This window comes from Tepidibacillus infernus (assembly GCF_048898065.1).
Classification (GTDB): domain Bacteria; phylum Bacillota; class Bacilli; order Tepidibacillales; family Tepidibacillaceae; genus Tepidibacillus_B; species Tepidibacillus_B infernus.
Genome location: NZ_JBLWFI010000001.1, coordinates 2,167,164 through 2,187,204, shown reverse-complemented (window position 1 = coordinate 2,187,204; position 20,041 = coordinate 2,167,164). Strand labels below are relative to the sequence as shown.

At 37.5% G+C, this 20,041-nt stretch carries 21 protein-coding genes; 17 read left to right on the top strand and 4 right to left on the bottom strand.

What is annotated here, in order from left to right:
• The first annotated feature begins 88 nt into the window (after positions 1 to 88).
• The 3 genes from TEPIDINF_RS10935 (at position 89) to TEPIDINF_RS10925 (ending at position 2,725) form a co-directional block, all read left to right on the top strand.
• Positions 89 to 1,390 carry an AAA family ATPase gene (locus TEPIDINF_RS10935; protein WP_421691993.1) on the top strand — a complete coding sequence of 434 codons (1,302 nt, stop codon included), beginning with the start codon at positions 89 to 91 and terminating at the stop codon, positions 1,388 to 1,390.
• A gap of 3 nt (positions 1,391 to 1,393) precedes the next feature.
• Positions 1,394 to 2,041, top strand: a complete 648-nt coding sequence (locus TEPIDINF_RS10930) for an RloB domain-containing protein (protein WP_069798375.1) — start codon at positions 1,394 to 1,396, stop codon at positions 2,039 to 2,041.
• A gap of 192 nt (positions 2,042 to 2,233) precedes the next feature.
• On the top strand, positions 2,234 to 2,725 hold the full coding sequence (locus TEPIDINF_RS10925) for a rolling circle replication-associated protein (RefSeq protein ID WP_421691992.1): 492 nt from the start codon (positions 2,234 to 2,236) through the stop codon (positions 2,723 to 2,725).
• 126 nt (positions 2,726 to 2,851) lie between these two features.
• On the opposite strand, the gene TEPIDINF_RS10920 is transcribed toward TEPIDINF_RS10925, so the two are convergent.
• Together TEPIDINF_RS10920 and TEPIDINF_RS10915 are read right to left on the bottom strand one after the other, a co-directional pair.
• Positions 2,852 to 3,394 carry a hypothetical protein gene (locus TEPIDINF_RS10920; protein WP_421691991.1) on the bottom strand — a complete coding sequence of 181 codons (543 nt, stop codon included), beginning with the start codon at positions 3,392 to 3,394 and terminating at the stop codon, positions 2,852 to 2,854.
• 448 nt (positions 3,395 to 3,842) lie between these two features.
• Positions 3,843 to 4,442, bottom strand: coding sequence for a restriction endonuclease subunit S (locus tag TEPIDINF_RS10915; RefSeq protein WP_421691990.1), 600 nt, complete (start codon positions 4,440 to 4,442; stop codon positions 3,843 to 3,845).
• A gap of 322 nt (positions 4,443 to 4,764) precedes the next feature.
• Here TEPIDINF_RS10915 and spoIIID point away from each other — a divergent pair, with 322 nt between their 5' ends.
• From spoIIID to fabZ, 7 genes are all read left to right on the top strand, one after another.
• On the top strand, positions 4,765 to 5,016 hold the full coding sequence (gene spoIIID / locus TEPIDINF_RS10910) for a sporulation transcriptional regulator SpoIIID (RefSeq protein WP_069798383.1): 252 nt from the start codon (positions 4,765 to 4,767) through the stop codon (positions 5,014 to 5,016).
• Between the two features lie 207 nt (positions 5,017 to 5,223).
• Positions 5,224 to 6,222 (top strand): rod shape-determining protein, encoded by a 999-nt coding sequence (gene mreB / locus TEPIDINF_RS10905; protein WP_069798385.1) that lies wholly within the window; start codon positions 5,224 to 5,226, stop codon positions 6,220 to 6,222.
• 41 nt (positions 6,223 to 6,263) lie between these two features.
• Positions 6,264 to 7,067 (top strand): flagellar hook-basal body protein, encoded by an 804-nt coding sequence (locus tag TEPIDINF_RS10900; protein ID WP_068726561.1) that lies wholly within the window; start codon positions 6,264 to 6,266, stop codon positions 7,065 to 7,067.
• Between the two features lie 29 nt (positions 7,068 to 7,096).
• Entirely contained in the window at positions 7,097 to 7,939 is an 843-nt protein-coding gene (locus TEPIDINF_RS10895; protein ID WP_421691989.1) for a flagellar hook-basal body protein, read from the top strand.
• Positions 7,940 to 7,953: 14 nt separating this feature from the next.
• Positions 7,954 to 8,196, top strand: coding sequence for a DNA-directed RNA polymerase subunit beta (locus TEPIDINF_RS10890; RefSeq protein ID WP_421691988.1), 243 nt, complete (start codon positions 7,954 to 7,956; stop codon positions 8,194 to 8,196).
• A gap of 220 nt (positions 8,197 to 8,416) precedes the next feature.
• Complete coding sequence (locus TEPIDINF_RS10885; RefSeq protein ID WP_068726554.1) at positions 8,417 to 8,920, top strand: CDP-alcohol phosphatidyltransferase family protein; 504 nt, start codon at positions 8,417 to 8,419, stop codon at positions 8,918 to 8,920.
• Positions 8,921 to 9,061: 141 nt separating this feature from the next.
• Positions 9,062 to 9,484 (top strand): 3-hydroxyacyl-ACP dehydratase FabZ, encoded by a 423-nt coding sequence (fabZ, locus tag TEPIDINF_RS10880; protein ID WP_069798389.1) that lies wholly within the window; start codon positions 9,062 to 9,064, stop codon positions 9,482 to 9,484.
• A 98-nt stretch (positions 9,485 to 9,582) separates the two neighbouring features.
• Here fabZ and TEPIDINF_RS10875 read toward each other — a convergent pair whose 3' ends face one another.
• A complete protein-coding gene (locus TEPIDINF_RS10875; protein WP_069798391.1) occupies positions 9,583 to 10,113 on the bottom strand; it encodes a chromate transporter in 531 nt (176 codons plus the stop codon).
• On the bottom strand, positions 10,110 to 10,673 hold the full coding sequence (locus tag TEPIDINF_RS10870) for a chromate transporter (protein ID WP_069798393.1): 564 nt from the start codon (positions 10,671 to 10,673) through the stop codon (positions 10,110 to 10,112). Before TEPIDINF_RS10870 ends, TEPIDINF_RS10875 begins: the two co-directional genes overlap by 4 nt.
• A 462-nt stretch (positions 10,674 to 11,135) precedes the next feature.
• On the opposite strand from TEPIDINF_RS10870, the gene TEPIDINF_RS10865 reads away from it, so the two are divergent.
• From TEPIDINF_RS10865 to gtfA, 7 genes are all read left to right on the top strand, one after another.
• The gene (locus tag TEPIDINF_RS10865; RefSeq protein WP_421691987.1) at positions 11,136 to 12,149 is read left to right on the top strand and encodes a LacI family DNA-binding transcriptional regulator; all 1,014 of its coding nucleotides are present in this window, start codon (positions 11,136 to 11,138) and stop codon (positions 12,147 to 12,149) included.
• A gap of 193 nt (positions 12,150 to 12,342) precedes the next feature.
• Positions 12,343 to 13,659 (top strand): ABC transporter substrate-binding protein, encoded by a 1,317-nt coding sequence (locus tag TEPIDINF_RS10860; protein ID WP_421691986.1) that lies wholly within the window; start codon positions 12,343 to 12,345, stop codon positions 13,657 to 13,659.
• Between the two features lie 93 nt (positions 13,660 to 13,752).
• Positions 13,753 to 14,637, top strand: coding sequence for a carbohydrate ABC transporter permease (locus TEPIDINF_RS10855; protein WP_421691985.1), 885 nt, complete (start codon positions 13,753 to 13,755; stop codon positions 14,635 to 14,637).
• Entirely contained in the window at positions 14,637 to 15,473 is an 837-nt protein-coding gene (locus TEPIDINF_RS10850; protein ID WP_421691984.1) for a carbohydrate ABC transporter permease, read from the top strand. Before TEPIDINF_RS10855 ends, TEPIDINF_RS10850 begins: the two co-directional genes overlap by 1 nt.
• 33 nt (positions 15,474 to 15,506) lie before the next feature.
• Positions 15,507 to 17,177 (top strand): glycoside hydrolase family 13 protein, encoded by a 1,671-nt coding sequence (locus TEPIDINF_RS10845; RefSeq protein WP_421691983.1) that lies wholly within the window; start codon positions 15,507 to 15,509, stop codon positions 17,175 to 17,177.
• A gap of 31 nt (positions 17,178 to 17,208) precedes the next feature.
• On the top strand, positions 17,209 to 18,165 hold the full coding sequence (locus TEPIDINF_RS10840) for a carbohydrate kinase family protein (RefSeq protein ID WP_421691982.1): 957 nt from the start codon (positions 17,209 to 17,211) through the stop codon (positions 18,163 to 18,165).
• Positions 18,166 to 18,176: 11 nt separating this feature from the next.
• The gene (gene gtfA, locus TEPIDINF_RS10835; RefSeq protein WP_421691981.1) at positions 18,177 to 19,646 is read left to right on the top strand and encodes a sucrose phosphorylase; all 1,470 of its coding nucleotides are present in this window, start codon (positions 18,177 to 18,179) and stop codon (positions 19,644 to 19,646) included.
• Positions 19,647 to 20,041: the final 395 nt, after the last annotated feature.

Sequence of the window (20,041 nt, the reverse complement as noted above, 5' to 3'; positions counted from 1 at the left end):
AATCAGTAAAAAATTTTTTTATTTTTCTAAAATATTGATTGTATTTATTTAAAAAACGGGTATACTAGAATTATAAAGAGGTGATTTTATGCTTATAACATTTAAAGTATCGAACTATCGCTCGTTTCGGGATGAAGCTGTTTTATCCATGATGGCAAAAGGCCTCAAGGAACACAAAGAAAGTTTGATTCCATATGGGTCAAAAAAGGTGCTGCCTGCGGCTGCCATTTATGGAAAGAATGGCGGCGGCAAGAGCAACCTGCTGCGTGCCTTTTGGCTAGGTGTACAGTTTGTGCGCAATGCCCAGCGGACACAGCATGAAAAGGCGTCTATACCTGTGCAGCCGTTTTCTCTCAATGATTACTCACAAAATGAGCCCACAGCATTTGAATATACCTACATGCAGGACGGTATAAAGTATATCTACGGTTTTTCTGCTACTAGAACAAAGATTGTGACAGAATATCTTTATCACAGTCCTAAGGGACAGAAAGCAACCATTTTTGAGCGCAAGGAACAGAAGTTTTCATTCCCTGTGGATACTGAGAAGAAGAAAAAAGAGCTGATTAGCGAGGCTGTTGCTCCAAACCAGCTTTACTTTGCAGTATCCTGCACAATGAATTATCAGCCATGTATTGCTGCGATGAAATGGTTTCGTGAGAGCGTCATCTTTTCCAGGGACTATACAGATATTCCCAATCAAATCATTGAGCATGCAGAAGACCCCGGTATGCTGAAGGCTATTGTTACGGCTGCTCAAAAGGCAGACCTTGGTATTCAGGATATGACCTTTGAGATCAGCAATAAAGAGCTCTCCAAGTATGAGGAGTTACCCGATAATATGCCGGAGGATATCAAAGTCGCTTTGCAAAATCTTATGAAGGCCTTAGCCAGTGCTCCTAATGAGGCTGAAACCAAGCTTAGGGTCAGTGAGCTAAAAGCTACTTCGCTGCATTATGGTATTTCCAAATCGGGGGAAATAAAATACTATCCTCTAGAGCTTGCGGATGAATCGGACGGAACAAAGCATTTAATGGCGCTGGCTCCGGCTATAGAAAAAACGCTGTCCACCGGTGGTATTTTAATCGTGGACGAGATAGAAAAAGAAATGCACCCGTTGCTTGTGGAGTACATTGTAGCGCGCTATCAAAGCAAAAAGAGCAACAAGACCGGCGCCCAAATTGTTTTTACCACCCATAATACAGAACTTTTGAACATGGAGGTGCTGCGGCGGGATCAGGTTTATTTTGTGGATAAAGATAATAAAACCGGCGTATCCGAGCTTTACAATATCACCGAGTTCTCACCTCATCCTGATGAAAATATCCGCAAGGGATACCTGGTCGGCAAGTACGGCGCTACGCCTAAACTTGAGACAGAGGAGGTGTAGCTGTTGGCTCGAAAAGTTAAACCCTTGATCTATGTATTTTGGGAAGGGGAAAGCGAACAAGCTTATACTAAATATCTTAAGTTGGTTTTTGAGGATGTGGCTGTCATACGGTTTCCGTCTAATTCAGGGCTGTTTGCAGAGGCAGCCAATATGTTCAAAAATAACCCGAAGTATCGAAATACAGCTGAGGTGACGGATGAGATTTGGTTTTTCTTTGACACCGAGCTTGAGAAGGCATCCCACTGGGAGAGAAATTATAAAATTATCAAGAACTTGAGGAAGCTCCGTAAGCCTGGCCGGATTAAGATTCGCCTTCTCATGACTACAGCGTGCCTGGAGTATTGGATGCTGTTACATTATGAGCGCACAGCACCTGCAATTGCATCGCCTGCTGATAAAGAGCGGATAAAAGACCGTGTGAAGAGGTATGTGCCATATTATGAAAAGGGCGACTACGAGGCCACATACGAGATTGCCAAACACTATGAGAAAGCCATAGATAACGGGAAATGGACACTTATTTCATTGGTGGAGGACGGCCTACCGACTCTTGAAGACAGCGATGAGCGCAACTGCTGGCTGTATCAGGGAACGCACACATTCACTACAGTGCATGAGGCTATTGAATATTTGATTGATTTGAAAAGATAATAACCAATTTTTAGGGCACTACATGGGTAAAAAGCTGTAGTGCTTTTTTTTATTTGCGATGCAGGCGTCATGTTTATATGCCCATACATGCCCGTCAAAAGCACTCGAAATGAATTCAATCCTTGCATGTAAGTCTCCATATAACCAAAAAGCACTAAGAGAATAAACAAAATAATGAGGATAATACCCAGGGTGATAACATCTTTAAAAACCTGCAACAGAGAATTTAAAAAGTTCATACAGAGAATGAAGAATAGATACGAAAACTTCAAGTATGTTGCGGTTATGAGCAGGCAGGATAACGGCAACTGGCATTATCATATGGTATGTAACCTCGGATATATTGCCTTTAATGAGCTAAAGCAAATTTGGGGTTTAGGCGGTGTATTCATCGGAAAGATCAGAAATAAAACTCAATTAAGCAGAGCAACAAGTTATGCCAGCAAAAACACGAATAATGCCAGGTTATATTTAAAAGGCCAAAATCTGAGTCAAGACATTATCAAACACATATCGCCGTTTATTTATAATGAGCTGTTTAACCTGGTCGAAGATAAAGCAGGTTTATGGCGGGTGCAGCCAAAGCCATCAGCCTGGTATCCAGCTGTCTTAACTGTTATAACTTCAAACGCAATAAATGCATTGGCAGCTGTCCAGACAGGCAAGACGAGTTTTTCGGCTTGAACACAAGGGTGGATAACTACTGTTCCCTGATTGTTTACCTTAAATATTTATATCTATGTAAAATGAAGTCCAGGCAAATTGATTTTTCGATTGAATATTTGACTCCATTATCCTCACACCTCGGATCTATCTAATTATAGGTAAGTCATATTTATGAAACATCGTAATCAACTTTTTCCAATGAGGCGGATAAGCGTTGCTGCCATAACGCTTAATTGTAGTACCATTGTCAAATGTGACATTAAGCTCCCATTGGGTTCCATCCAGTATATTTCTGTCAATGTAACGGCTTTTCCAGTCAATGAAATAGCATCGAAGCAGGTCATTATTGAATTCAATCCACTTTTCTTCTATAGGAATAAGGGTAATATTTTTGCAATCGACAGATTCGGATTTAATATCAATACCACATCCACCTGAAAATGCATATTTTAGTGCTTTGCCATGCTTTTCAGTATTTAAATATATCCAGTGGGATTTACCGAAAAAACCGCCCACATAGAAATATAGTTCTTTAATAAAAGTGGGTTCGGCAAAATAACTCCCGCCAAAGTCTTTTCTGCAGGTGTTGCAGTGGTGGGAGGGGGTAGGGATTTCAATGCAACAGCCTCCAAGCACAATTTCCTTTTTATCAAGTTTATCCTGCAATTCCTGCGTCATTGCAGGCATACCCCATAGTATTGTTGCCGTATTTTTTGAGCCACAGCGTGGACAAATTCTCCTTGGCAGATTAATCACCTCAACTCTAATATAAAAAATCAATTTTAAAATTAACACCGACTTTTAATAACTTAAGGTTTATAAGCCGGTAAAAAGCCGCTCGTCTGGATACCTTAAAGTTTTCCTGGCAGCTATGAATAAGCAATCTCAAGTCCAAAATATCAACAGGGTTATCTTCTATATATATTGCAGTATCCAAACGGCGGTTAACAATCGCTGCAAATGAATTGAATACCTTCAAAACCAAATCTGACGGCATCAACAGGCAAGCTGCAAAATAGTTTGCTTCAACCTCTTATATATATCTTTTTCTCGCCAGCTTCTTCACAATATAATCCACAGGAATCATCGTTTATATCAAGCTCGATTAGTGTAATACCTTCGCCTTGCAGTAAGCTTAACGATACTCTTCCAGTTCCGGTTCACCATTATCACCTTTTTTATGCCTTTTGACCGCATCCATAAACTTATCGGTACAGTTGCGGGCTGCATATTTCATGGTAAGCTTATTGCTGCTTTGAGACGGTTTTGCAATGTCATCATTTTCTTTTGAGCTTTTTTCTTCCCCCCATACCTCTGCGATTTTGTCCTTGATTTTTTGCTCAAATATTTCAATCAGGCGCTTGTTTTGGTTTACTATAGCCTGTTCTTCGTTTATTTGTTCAACAATTTGCTGCTGCACTTCAAGGGGCGGGAGAGGAATTCTGTAATTTATTACATAATCCTTAGTTAGTCTTTGTAGTCCTCCAGTACCTATCATATGATTTCTTCCATTATTTATAAAGCTAAAACTTGAAATATTATAATATAACCACTCGGGTAAAATTTTACTCTCTATAGCTCTTAATACAAAAAATTCACTTGAGCCAAATCCAATATTGTTTGTTAAACCTCTTGCTATACCGGACTTTCCATTTTCAAAACAGGGAGTTACCCGTGCAAGCAAAACATCATTTTCTTTAAAATAAGTATAAGAACTATAAACTTCAAAAAACAATTTGACTTGCTTTGAGAGCATTTGGAACGATTCAAGAGAATTCAAGATTTGCTTGCATAAATTAAGCATATCAGATTGCCTAGTAGCTTTTTATTGGTTTGTATATTCCATAAGCAGCGACTTTTGTGAGCGACTTTTCCCTCATTCTTCTTTAATCATGGAAAACCGCGAGCAACGGAGCGTGTTGGAATATACAAACCTTTATAAATGGAAATTGAAAAAAATTTGTGTAAAATAGCTTGTCAAGGCTTGTAACAAAAGAATATATGCCAAACCTCCTCATATAATGTACAGACGATTTGAATGCGGGGAGGCGAGGGTAGTGCACGATTACATCAAAGAGCGAACCTTGAAAATTGGTCGATACATAGTAGAGACTAGAAATACGGTTCGTACTATTGCTAAAGAATTCGGTGTATCAAAAAGTACGGTGCACAAAGATCTAACAGAACGGTTACCCGAAATAAACCCAGACTTAGCTAATGAAGTGAAAAGTATCCTAGAATATCACAAATCTATTCGGCACATTAGAGGAGGGGAGGCAACAAAAATTAAATATAAAAAAGCAGAATAAAAGTAAGTTTGTATATTCCAACGCACTATACAAATCTAAAACGAAAAGTGGCGGAAAAAAATTCTAAGAAAATCGACAAAAAAGGATAAAATTTTATAAAAATAAAAAGGGATTTCCGAATCTGTATCGAAATATTTTTTAAGGGAAAATTATGCACGAATTTAAGTTTTTTAAAGTAGAGTATGCGGCAGGGAGGAAATATGGATCATGTTGAGTAAGGATATCGGAATAGACCTTGGTACAGCCAATGTATTGATTCATGTAAAGGGTCGCGGAGTAGTCATCGATGAGCCATCCGTCGTTGCGATCGATACTAGAACGAAAAAAGTATTAAAAGTAGGAGAAGAAGCAAGGCAAATGGTTGGAAGGACCCCAGGGAATATCATTGCAACAAGGCCGTTAAAAGATGGGGTTATTGCAGATTTTGATATTACAGAAGCAATGCTTAAACATTTTATCAGCAAAGCTGGAGTTAAAAGTTTTTTTAAAAAACCTCGAATCTTAATCTGTGCACCAACAAACATTACATCAGTAGAAGAAAAAGCGATAAGGGAAGCTGCAGAGAAAAGCGGTGGAGGAGAAGTCTTTCTAGAATATGAACCCAAGGCTGCTGCCATAGGCGCTGGATTGGATATTTTTCAACCTAGTGGGAATATGGTTGTAGATATTGGCGGAGGAACGACAGATGTAGCTGTTTTATCGATGGGAGATGTCGTCACCGCCTCTTCTATTAAGATTGCAGGGGACAAGTTTGATCATGCCATTATGGCGTACATAAAAAGAAAGTATAACTTACTCATAGGTGAACGGACAGCTGAAGACTTAAAAAAACAAATTGGTACAGTATTTGCCGGAAGTCGAAATGAAGAAATGGATATCCGAGGAAGAGATTTAGTCACTGGATTACCGATTTCTGTGACGATCCATTCTGATGAGATTAGAAAAGCATTACAAGAACCGATTTCAGCGATCATTGCCGCTGCAAAATCTGTTTTAGAAAAGACTCCACCTGAACTTTCTGCAGATATTATTGACAAAGGGATTATTTTAACTGGTGGTGGAGCTTATCTGCACGGAATTGATGCATTATTAACAGAACAATTAAAAGTACCTGTTCTTATTGCAGATGATCCAATGTCTTGTGTTGTACGGGGAACAGGAATTATGTTGGACAACTTAGATAAGGTCAAAAAAAGAAAAAAGTGATAAGTGTATCTATCCAATTCCATAAATGAAGGTGAAGGAAAATGATCCGCGGATTGTATACTGCAGCTGCAGGAATGTTAACTCAACAAAAACGTCAAGATATCTTAACGAATAATTTAGCCAATATCAATACACCTGGATATAAACAGGATCAAGCGATGATGCGTTCTTTTCCTGAGGTATTTCTTCAAGCGATTCAAGAACCATTTGCTGCAAATAAACAAATCGGTTCGATTCATCAAGGTGTCTTTATTGAGGAAAGTGTACCTATTTTTACGCAAGGGGATTTAATCGAAACAAATGACCCCTATCATCTTGCTATTATTGATCAAGATTTACCGATCGATCCAACAACAGGCCTGAAACCCTCTCTTTTTTTTACTGCAGTTGATGGAAAAGGAAATCGATTTTATACTAGAAGTGGCGTTTTTACAGAAGATGCTGCCGGGCAATTAGTCACTCCTGAAGGCTACCTGATTTTAGATGATCTTGGATTTCCTATCCAAGTAAATGGCCGTACCTTTAAAGTGGATGAAAAAGGATTGATGACCTTCTCTGACGGAGAACAAATCAGAATTGGTTTATCTGTCATCAATGACCCAAAACAGCTATTGAAACAAGGGAATAATATGTATCGTTTAAATGATAATAACAATCCCCCTATGGTCGATCCCAATGGCAATTATCAGATACAACAAGGGAAAATAGAGCGAGCAAACGTAGACCCGAGTCAAACCATGGTCGATATGCTGACAGCTTTAAGATTATATGAAGCCAATCAAAAAGTGATTCAATCTTTAGATCGCACCTTGGAAAAAGCTGCGAATGAAATTGGTAGGGTATAGATGTATAATGGAAAGGAAGAGGTTATGAGATGAATGTTTCCATGATCAATGGTTTGGTAGGAATGCAAGCCACCCAACAAAAAATAGATACCATATCCAATAATATAGCCAATATTGAGACAACTGGATATAAAGGAAGGGAAATATTTTTTCAGGACATCTTGTCATCAAGAATTGAACAACCCGATTCCTTTCGATTACAAGGAAGAATGACCCCAATGGGATTGGACCAAGCAACCGGTTCAAGAGTTTCATTAACCTTAGGCAATTTTAATCAAGGGCAACCTATTGAAACAGGGGTTTCAACAGACTTGATGTTGATGGGTAATGACATTTTCTTTACAGTGATCCCTGCAGATGGGAATTCACTAGATCCTAAAGAACTTAGATATACCAGAGATGGCCATTTTCAAATCGATGCAGAAGGCTATTTAGTTACAGATCAAGGCGATTATGTTTTAGATACTTATGATTTTCCAATCGAAATTCCTGAGCAAGCAACCTTTCAGGTAGATAAACAAGGAAATGTGATAATTGAATATGCGGATGGAACGAAAGAAGAAATAGCAACGTTAAAACTTACAAGAATCATATCCCCTCAAGCATTAGCACAAGATGGGGCAAACCAATATCGGATTCCTGCTGAACTGATTGATCAGGGAATCGAGGTAAGAGACCAGAACTTTGATTTAGCAGAGCCTAGATATGCCAACCTCTACGCTGTGATTCAAGGGAGTTTAGAAGCCTCTAATGTAGAGTTAGCCAAAGAAATTGTTCAATTAACAGAAGCGCAAAGAGCTTATCAATTTCAATCAAGGGGGATTTCCATCGCTGATCAAATGGCAGGAATGGTAAATAACCTTAGAGGATAAAAGGATGAGACAGAATGGAATCACAACAAGCAAAAGTAAGATCAAGATCAGAAAGACATACCACGGAGAAGAAAAAGAAAAAAACAGTGGGTTCAAAACAAAGTCTTAATCGTTTAGCTTTTTTATTGATAGCATTTGCAATCATTTCATTTTTTGTAGGTTCAATCATTGGGTACGGGGTGCTTGGTAAAGGCAATCCTCTTGAAATATTAAACCCGACTACATGGGTTCATATGTACCAACTTATTTTCGGCTAGACTTCCTTTCAGTCATCTTCGTTACTATGAAGGTGGCTTTTTTGACGCACAGGATGTGCTAATTTCGACGTTGCAACAGATCATTATATAAAAAGGTGCGACTTTTGAGAGTCTCTTTCTCACCTTTCTGATCAATCAGAAAAAGAGGCGAACAACGGAGCCACTTGTAAATAACAATTCTAAGGAATCTTACAACCTCAGATGAAGAGGGGGAAAATTCGTGAATGTGCCAAACATTCTTACTGTAAGTCGATTTCTCTTAATTCCTGTTTTCCTTCTTGTATTTTTTAATGGATACGAAATTCACGCCTATGGAATTCTATTACTAGCAGGGATTACGGATGTGATAGATGGGTATTTGGCAAGAAAGCATCATTTAGTCACAGAATTGGGAAGCATGTTAGACCCATTGGCAGATAAGCTGATGATGATTACAGTCATTATTTCTTTGTTAGTTGCTGGTGAAATCCCTTGGTTAGTAGCAGCCATCTTCTTTTTTAGAGATGCAAGTATGATTATCGGTTCCGCTTTTTTTCATTTTAGAGGGAAGAAAACGGTGCCAGCCAATGCCCTAGGCAAGATGACTACTTTTATGTATTACCTTGCTGTATTGCTCATCACTTTTGATTTACCCTATAATGTTGAATTCTTTACCTTTGTAGTTGCATTTTCATTCTTAACTTCAATTGTTTACATGTTTCAGTTTAAAAAAATCAATGACTAAAAGAGAGCACAACGCACCAAGTGCGCCATGCTCCTTTATGTGAACCCTCATCCAACCAGGGCCGGAAGAGGGGACACTATTTATTCTAAGCGGCAAAGCTGAAAATTATGCTGTGAAATTTTGGTTGGAGGGAACTAAGCGATGTTAGATATCAAAGATATACAAAAAATTATACCCCACCGCTATCCATTTCTTTTAGTGGACAAGGTGATTGAATTAGAGGAAGGCAAAAAGGCAGTTGGGATTAAGAATGTAACGATAAACGAACCATTTTTCCAAGGCCATTTTCCGGAGTATCCAGTGATGCCAGGGGTTTTGATTGTAGAAGCTTTAGCCCAAGTTGGCGCAGTGGCCATGCTTGTGAAGGAAGAAAATAAGGGAAAGTTAGCTTTTTTTACTGGAATTGACAACTTCCGTTTTCGTGATCAAGTGGTCCCTGGAGATACATTAACTTTAACCGTAGAAGTCATTAAAGTAAAAGGACCAATGGGAAAAGGAAAAGCAACAGCCCATGTAGGAGACAAGCTAGTGGCCGAAGGCGAAATCATGTTTGCGATTAAGTGAATATAAATCTTTTCGATCATTTTAAGATTGATTTGTTAAACTTAAAACTAGAAAAAAGCAGTGAATCAACTAATGAATGATTCACTGCTTTTTTATTTCTATGCTAAGAAGATCGAGCCATACACCAATGCGCCTAAAATCACAAAAGAAGGATGAATCTTCCAACGCTCCATCAATAAATAACTGATACCAATGAGAACCATGGTTTGGATAGCACCTACATGACCTATAGAGGTATCAATGAATTTATAGGCAATCACTCCTAATAACACAGCAATTGTTGGGCGAACATACTGGCTCATCCGCTTCACTCTTGGTGAGTCTTTATACTTTAAAAGCAATTTCAGCAAAAGAATCATTAGAACTAATGAAGGGGCAACGACAGCTAATTCAGCTATGATCGCACCTAAAATGCCACCTTGTGAATAGCCAATGTAACCAGCCATTTTGGTGGCGATAGGCCCTGGTAAAGCATTGCCTAAGGCTAAGATTTCACTAAATTCACTTACGGTAAACCAGCCATATCGACCAACGACCTCATTTTCAATCAATGGAATCGAGGATGGACCACCACCATAGCCAAGAATTCCGGGGATAAATAAAGCTAAGAAAATTTGCAAATATATCATTTAGCCGATCCTCCCTCTTTCACAGATTTAGGATCCCGTTTCAGTACAGCTGCCAATAATAAAATAACGATAAGGATTGCGGGATGAACGTTAAGTATTTCAAGTAAAAGATAACTTGCGATAATCATAAGGATAGAAGCAAACCACCCAAGATGTTGCTTTGACTTTTTTACAAAGTCCCATGTTAAGGTAATCATCATCATGGCAACAACGGGGACAACCCCTCTTGTCATTCCTTTTACCCACGCTTGATCTTTAAAAGTATTTAGTGATGTAAGAAATACAATCATGAGAAGAATCGTTGGTAAAATAGAGGCCAATAGAGCATTAAACATCCCAGGAATCCCCGCCATTCGATAACCGATATAGCCGGCCATTTTGGTGGCAATTGGCCCTGGTAAGGTATTTCCTAACGCCAAGACGTCAGCAAATTCATCATCATCCATCCATTTAAATCTCTCCACCACTTCTTTATGGACGAGAGGGATTGAAGAAGGTCCCCCGCCAAATCCTAACATTCCTACACGAAAAAATGCGATAAATATATCTGAATGTAGCATATTTCTCCTCTTCTTTCTAATCTCTAATCTTCTCATTCCTTTTTTAGTATATCTTATTGTATAGAGGGCGACAAATCATTTTAATAGACGACATTGGCCGTTAAAACTGTATATATACGTATGAAAGCGAGACTTATTTCGAGGATTGATACAACTCCTTCTTACGGTTTTGAAGAGGGAGTCTTGTGGAAACCGAAGATAAAGTGGAGGAATAGGGTTATTTTAACAGACTAGGTAAAAAATATAGATTGGCGAGCTCGTCATTTACATATAAAAGGTCAAGTTCCTAAAGAAGTCGTAGAAGACTGCTTGGCAAAAATATACACCTTTTTGTGAAGTTGAAAAGCAAAATGCCATCAATCAAAAAGGTAATGGGATAGCAAGTTTTTTTCTTGACAAAAGAGATTTTAAAATATACTTTTAATAGGAAAAGGTTTTCCCGGAAGGTGAGGGGAGTATGAATTGAAAAAATTGACCATAAAAGATATTGCAAGGATGGCGGGGGTCTCCATTTCATCTGTTTCGCGAGTCATTAATAATAGTAAACCTGTCAATGATGAAATAAGGGAAAAAGTAGAAAAAGTGATCGAAGAGACAAATTTTCGCCCGAATGCATTAGCTAGAGGATTAATCAATAAATCAACCAACTTAATTGGGGTGATTATACCACAGATCAATTCTATTTCTGCTGATCTTATCAATGGGATTGAAGAGGTTGCTAATCAAAATGGCTACAATATTATTTTAAGTAATTCCCGTTTAGATACAGAGCAAGAATTAAAAGCCATTGATATATTTAAGGAAAAACAGGTGGATGGGATTATTTTGTCCTCAGTAGACATTACAGAGCGACATGTTCATCTCATTCATCATTATAATATTCCATTAGTCGTCGTCGGCCAAAAAACAACAGATAGCTATATACCGTGGGTGGATGTCGATAATTATACGTCAATTACCGAGGTCGTGCGCTATTTAATACGCAGTGGACATGAAGAGATTGGGATGATTCATGGGCCATTAAAAGACAAATCAGCCGGTTATTCACGTTATAAAGCATTTTTGGATGAGATGAAACGCTATCAACTACCGATAAATCCAGATTACCTGGTTGAGAGTGATTTCTCAACAAAAGGTGGTTATAAGGCAATGGAAACGTTACTTAGACGTTCAACCATTCCAACAGCTATCTTATGTGCTTCTGATACAATCGCTATTGGGGCTAAGAACTGTGCAGAGGATAGAGGATATTTTGTTCCAGATGACTTATCTATTGTGGGTTTTGATGATATTGAGATAGCGACCCTGATTCGCCCACAATTGACAACTGTTCGTGTAGATTCCTTTAAAATGGGTTCCCTATCGATGGAGACGTTAATTAAAGTAATCAATGAAGAGGAGTTAGACAAATTAGAGCATTATGTCAATTATAGGCTTATCATTCGCGATAGCGTTAAACTTATAAGAAAAAGATAAAATCATGATGCAGACCATAGAAGCGGGAAGCGTCTTTTTTTTTTAAGTATTGGGAAACCGTTTTCAAAAAAACTATTGAATCATATAAAACGTTACTTTATAATTAGTATCAAAAGCTAGGAAAACCTTTTCCTAAATGTTATAGAGTTAAAAGGATCAGGTTTCAAGCACCTAATAAAAGGGAGATGAGCAAATGAATCGTGTTAAGAAAAAAGTAGTCTTGTTTAGAAAGTCAGCTTTAGTTGCGATGGCAATCGCCTTAATCCTTACATTTACAGCGTGTGGGGGGAATCAAAAAGAAGGGGCTTCCGATTCATCCTCTAAAGTCAATATCATTGTTACAAATGGTAAAGGTGAAATTGATGCACAGTTTAAACAAGCAGCTCAAGAATTCATGAAAACAAACCCAGATATTAACGTTGAAGTTCAATCTGTTGCAGTAGGAGATCCATTGAATGTTTTTGACAAATTGACTTCATCTGGGAAAACAGTGACCTTAGCCATGTTTTCTCCTTATGATACCTTACACAAATACAAGGATGTTGGCATTGATCTTTCAAATGAGAAATGGGTAAAGGACACGAATGATGCACTAAAAAATTCGGAAGGTCAAGTGATTGGTTTCCCATTTGCAGTTGAGGGAATGGGTTTGGTATACAATGAAAAAGTAATTGAAAAAGCGATTGGCGGGAAGTTTGATCCTTTCTCAATAAACACACAGGATAAATTAAAGGATCTTCTTGAAAAGATCAAGGCTTCCGGAGTTGAATATCCTATAGCTTATCAAACAGAAGCCTGGTCTGTTGCTAATCACTACAGCTCCCTTTTCTTGAATCAGTCAAGTGACCCCACTGGTCTTTTAGATGACTTAAAAGCGGGAAAACTGGATCTAACCAAAAACGAAGTATGGAATAATTATTACAATACATTAGATCTTCTAACATCCAAAGAATATAACAAGTTCGGAGAACTCCCAATTGGCAAATATTATGATGCGGCACATGTGGCAGTTGGGAAAGGTGAAGCTGCCATCTTGTTTAATGGTAACTGGGCATTTGATTCTTTACAAGCGCTAGCTGGTGATAACTTTGGATTTATGCCGATACCTGTTGATAATAACCCAGATAATCCACTTAACAATAAAATTGCAGCTGGACCAACACAGATTTTTGTGATCAATAAAAAAGCAACACAAGAACAACAAGAGGCAGCTAAGAAGTTTCTCAATTGGCTTGTCTATGATGAAGCAGGTCAAGATTTTATCGTAAATAAAGCTCAAATTATCTCTGCTTTTACAAATAACCCATTAAAGGTTACCAATCCTTTAGGGGTAGCAATCAGCAACGCAATTGCAAATAATAAAACAATGCCGTTTACTACCAATTATGTCAATACGGGAGATTGGACGACAATTATTGGACCAGAGGTTCAAAAGTATATTGCTGGTCAACAATCAAGAGCGGATTTAGCTAAAGCTTTTGAAAGCTATTACAAAAGTTATAAGGAATAAATGATGGATGGAATGAACATTAAAATACCACGGCGTGGGCGAGTATATAGATCTCGCCCACTTGTTTTAACTAGAAGGATAGGATGTGATGAAATGAAAAAGCAAAAAGGGAAGTTTTCAAATTGGGGTAATTCGATTTTATTCCTTGGACCTACGACATTCTTTTTTGCAATGACCGTAATGATCCCTTTTATATATGGAATTTTTCTTACTCTGAATAAAATGGATACCCCATCAGACCCTATGGTATTTTCAGGTTTCTATAACTATCTTAGTGCAATGGAAGATTCGAAATTCTGGGCATCGCTTGGATTGACGCTAAAGTTCATGTTGGCAACGGTCTTTTTTGTAAATATAGTTGGGTTTGGACTGGCCTATCTGGTTACATCGGGCTTAAGGATACAAAACTCTTTAAGAACAGCTTATTTTATGCCAAACCTCATTGGTGGCTTAGTGCTCGGTTACATTTGGCAATTTATATTTGTGCAATCATTGCCTGCCATTGGCGAAAAATTGGATATTCAATGGTTAAAATTAGGTTGGTTGGGTGATCCTCATCTTGCCTTTTGGGCACTTGTCTTGGTAACGATCTGGCAATCGTCAGGATATATGATGATTATTTTTATCGCTGGATTAGTTAGTATACCAAATGATCTAATGGAAGCTGCAAAAATTGATGGAGCTGGTTTTTTCCGTAAAATGTTTCATGTAACGCTTCCACTAATGATACCATCATTTGTTGTAACCACTTTCTTGGCTTTGAAAAATGCATTCATGGTATATGACTTGAACTTCTCATTAACGCAAGGAGGTCCATATAACAGTACCGAAATGGTTTCTATGTATGTTGTAAATAAGGCGTTTGTTCAAGCAAACTATGGCACAGGACAGGCCGAGGCAATGGTGTTATTTTTAATTGTCGCAATTGTCACAGGCATACAGGTATATTTTAGCAAGAAAATGGAGGTTGAGGCATAATGAAGGGAAAAAAAGTGGCGGTATCCATGTTCGCCTATTTAATTGCCATTATTGCGTTGGTTAGCTTTATATTCCCTTTTATTCTACTGATTATAAACTCCTTCAAATCGAATGGCGAAATTTTAGTTAATCCTTTTTCTTTACCAAAAGATTGGAACTGGGCACACTTTATCGATGTTTTAGATAAGATGAATTTTTTGGTTACATTTAAAAATACTTTCCTTATCACGAGTATAAGTACACTTTTTATTGTGATCTTTTCCTCTATGGCCGCTTATCATTTGGTCAGGAAACCAACAAAATATAACAAAATATTTTTCATGGGATTAGTCGCTTCCATGGTAATACCATTTCAATCATTGATGATACCACTAATTTATATATATGGAGCCAAACTTCATCTAATTGACGTGATGCCTATCCTTTTATTAATAATGTTTTATATTGGGTTTGGAAGTGCCCTTTCTATCTTTATCTATCATGGATTTATTAAATCCATTCCGGTTGAGATTGAAGAAGCGGCAATAATTGATGGATGCAATACGACACAGACCTTTTTCCTAATTGTATTTCCAATCCTTAAACCTATCACCGTCACGGTTTCGATTCTTAATATCATGTGGATTTGGAATGATTACTTGCTTCCTTCCTTAGTGTTAAGCAACGAAAGCGTGTATACGATGCCAGTGAAAATGAAGGTGTTCAACGGAACATATATGAATAACTGGGAATTATTGATTCCAGCGATACTTTTAACGATTCTACCAATCTTAATCATCTATATGATAGGGCAGAAACACATAATTAGTGGAGTGACACAAGGATCTATTAAATAAACTAAATAATAAAATGGAGAAGGAGATCATGAGATGACAAAAGCATGGTGGAAAGAAGCCGTTGTCTATCAAATCTATCCTCGTAGCTTTATGGATAGCAATGGAGATGGGATTGGTGATTTAAATGGGGTTCTATCTAAATTAGATTACTTGCAACAACTCGGGATAGACGTGATTTGGCTTTGCCCGATCTATAAATCCCCTAACGATGATAATGGATATGATATTTCGGATTATCAAGATATTATGAACGAGTTTGGAACGATGGAGGATTTTGACAAGCTGTTAGAAGAAGTCCATCAACGCGGCATGAAACTGATTTTAGATCTTGTCATCAATCACACGAGTGATGAACATCAATGGTTTATTGAGTCGCGGTCTTCAAAGGATCATCCAAAACGTGATTGGTATATCTGGAGAGATGGCAAAGACGGCAAGGAACCAAATAACTGGGAATCCATTTTTAGTGGTTCAGCATGGAAATACGATGAAAAAACAGACCAGTATTTTATGCATATTTTTTCAGAACGTCAACCTGACCTAAATTGGGAAAATCCTGAAGTAAGAAATGCTTTATATGAAATGGTGAATTGGTGGTTAGAAAAAGGGATTGATGGTTTCCGAATTGACGCAATCTCCCACATCAAAAAAGAACCAGGATTTCCCGATATGCCAAACCCACAGAAACTAGATTACGTTCCATGCTTTCCGAAAATGATGAATGTCGACGGAATTGACCAGTTTCTTACGGAATTTTCCCAAAAAACAATAAAAAACCATGACATCATGACAGTTGGAGAAGCAAATGGCGTTGGGCTTGAGGATGCAGATAAATGGGTTGGTGAAGAAAACGGGTATTTTAATATGATTTTTCAATTTGAATTCTTAAATCTTTGGAAAAGGGATATAGATGGGTCGATTGATGTACAGGCAATAAAGAAAAACCTATCAAAATGGCAGACAGGTTTAGAGGGCAGAGGTTGGAATGCATTATTTATCGAAAATCACGATCAACCACGAAGGGTATCAAGTTGGGGAAATGATAAGAAGTATTGGAAAGAGAGCGCCAAAATGTTAGGGGCCTTATACTTCTTTATGAAAGGGACCCCCTTTATCTACCAAGGGCAAGAAATTGGAATGACCAATGTCCAATTCCCCTCCATTGAAGATTATAATGATGTCGGAATGATCAATTATTACAAAGTACAATCAGTAAAAGGTCATTCTCATGATGAGATCATGAAAGTCATTTGGCAGCAGGGACGAGATAATTCTCGCACGCCGATGCAATGGAATGCTGAGCATATGGCGGGATTTACAACAGCCAATCAAACTTGGCTAAAAATCAATCCTAATTATAAGAAGATTAATGTGGCACAACAAATAGAGGATCCTGATTCAATTTTACATTTCTATCAAAAAATGATTCGCTTAAGAAAAGAGAACCCTTTATTTATTTATGGTAGTTATAAATTGTTATTGGCAGATCATCCAACTCTATTTATCTATCTTCGCCAGTTCGGTAAACAAAAAGCAATCGTCATCAATCATTTTGGCGAAAAGACAATAAAGTTCACCATGCCGGATAGTGTTTCCTATTCGAGTTCAGAACTTATTCTCAATAATTATAAGGGAGCTGAATTGCAATTAAAGAAAGAACTTACGCTAAAACCATATGAAACTCGCATATATCTATTAAATTAAACCAATAATTATCTATTTCTGGAGGTTCCACATGTATGAATTGAACAGAAGAATAGAATTTCAAGACAAGAAAAACGATATATTAACAGTCGGAGAACTTCTAGTTGATATGATTTCTGAAAATTACGGTGAAAACGATGAATGTGATACGTATCACAGGTTTTTTGGTGGATCACCTTCGAATATTGCAATGAACGTAAAAAAATTAGGCATTCGTTCTATGGTTGCTTCTGCTGTCGGCAAAGACAGATTAGGATCTTTTTTAATCAATCAGTTAAATAAAGAGGGCATTGATACGAGTTGTATTGAGTGTGTAGATGACTCCACAAGCATGGTCGTCGTCACAAAAAGTCAATCAACCCCTATCCCTATTTTTTATAGAGGGGCAGATTATCAGTTGGAATATACTCCAAAGTTGAAGGAATCTTTGCTTCATTCTAAGATCATTCACTTTTCTTGTTGGCCATTATCTAGATTACCTGCACGAAAAACGATTGAAAAAATGATCGAAGAGGTGACCAAGAATCAAATATTGCTTGGTTTTGACCCAAACTATCATCCAATGATATGGCAAAAGGGAGAGAATGGAGTTGAGTATGTGAAATCGATAATAGGAAAGGTGGATATCGTAAAACCCTCTGAGGACGATGCGGAGCGATTATTCGGGAAAGACACTCATGAGAATCAGATCGAAAAGTTTTTAAATCTTGGAGCAAAACTAGTGATTATGACCTTAGGGAAGGACGGGGCCATTGTTTCAAATGGAAAAGAAACGGTTCAATATAACACCTTCGCAACCGATGTTGTCGATACAACGGGTGCTGGTGATGCATTCTGGTCGGGATTTTATACGGCGTTAGTGAAAGGATACACGATTCGTGAAGCAGCAAAATTAGGATTTGCAGTTAGTGCCTACAAGTTAAAATTTATGGGGGCAGTTGTTGATTTGCCTAAGCTTGAAATCATTAAAGAAATGTATGGCTTATAGGAGGTTTCGTTATGAACGTAAAAAACCAAGTACAGTTGATTACGTATCCAGATTCTCTTGGTGGGAATTTAAAGAACCTTCATCACGTTCTTTTAAAGTATTTTGTCGATATTTTTAAAGGTGGAGTTCATATCTTGCCACCCTACCCTTCTTCAGGGGATAGAGGATTTGCTCCCATTAACTATTTAGAAATCGAACCTAGGTTTGGGACTTGGGCAGATATAAAGGCTATTGGTGAAAATTTTGATGTTATGCTAGATTTGATGGTCAATCATATTTCTAGGCAGTCTCTTTATTTCCAAGATTTCCTAAAAAAAGGACGCCAATCAGAGTATGCAGATATGTTCATCACCCTAGATAAGATATGGGATGATGGAGAACCTGTACAAGAAGATATTGACAAAATGTTCCTACGGCGACCGCTTCCATATTCGACTTTTTCAATAAAAGAGACTGGTGAACAGGAGCGGGTTTGGACAACTTTTGGGAAAACTGATCCTTCTGAGCAAATTGATTTAGATATAAAATCACAGAAAGTAAAACAGTTGCTTACCTCTTTTTTTCAAAATTTCAAACAACAGAATGTAAAAATGGTTAGACTTGATGCCGTTGGTTATGTGATTAAAAAGCTAGGTACAAGTTGCTTTTTTGTTGAGCCAGATATTTATGATTTTCTGGATTGGATGAGAGAAATTGCCGATTCGATGGAGATTGAATTACTTCCCGAAGTTCATGCCCACTACTCTATTCAATATAAACTAGCAGAACATGGTTTCTGGATTTATGACTTTATCTTGCCATATAGAATCCTTGATGCATTGGTCAATAAATCGAGTAAAGATCTATTAGATTATCTTAAAAATCGACCTCATAAACAAGTTACGATGCTTGATTGTCATGATGGAATACCAGTTAAGCCAGATTTGGATGATCTGATCGATACAAAGGAAGCAAGGAAACTAGTGAATGTCTGCTTAGAAAGAGGATCGAATCTAAGCCTTATCTTATCCCATGAGCACAAGGATAAGGATGGCTTTGACGTTCACCAAATAAGATGTTCTTATTATTCCGTTCTAAATAGGGATGATGATGCCTACTTAGCTGCCAGAGCGATCCAATTTTTCACTCCGGGAATTCCCCAGGTATATTATGTTGGATTGCTTGCTGGAGAGAATGATATGGAAGGTGTTAAAAAATCTGGTGAAGGCCGTGAAATCAATCGCCACAACTTCAGTTTGGATGAAATTGAGCATTCTCTTAACAAGAAAGTTGTTCAAAGACTTCTGCAGCTTATCAGATTTAGAAATGAATATGATGCGTTTAATGGTGAGTTTAAGGTATTAGATTCCGCGCAAGATGAGATTCGGCTTTCCTGGCAAAAAGAAGAGAAACGTTGCACGTTACACATAGATCTTAAAACGAATAAGTCTGTGATTGAATATGTAGATGAAAAGGATGGGGAGATTCCATACTTCATATAATAATTTTTTGACAAAAAGACCATTAACTGTTATCAGCTAATGGTCTTTTTACATGGATAATTTAGGATTTTATAGGGGAAAGTTCTATTGAATAAATATTTATTTAAAATTTAGAGATGCGGCATGGTTAAAAGGAATGATGATCGCCGTTCGTCCAGTTATTGTTATACTTGTGGCACAAGTGGTATATGAAATGGCCAAATTATACAGTTACTCTTAAAGCAAAAAAGTAACCGCTTACAATATAATCTTAAGTTTCTGAAAATATTGACAAGAAATAATTATGCACATAAAATTGATTTTAATAAAATTTTAAAAAATAAGATAACGTCTCAAATATCGAGACAAATGAAATGTAAAATTTGTAAAATATTGATCATGGGATTGAGACGATG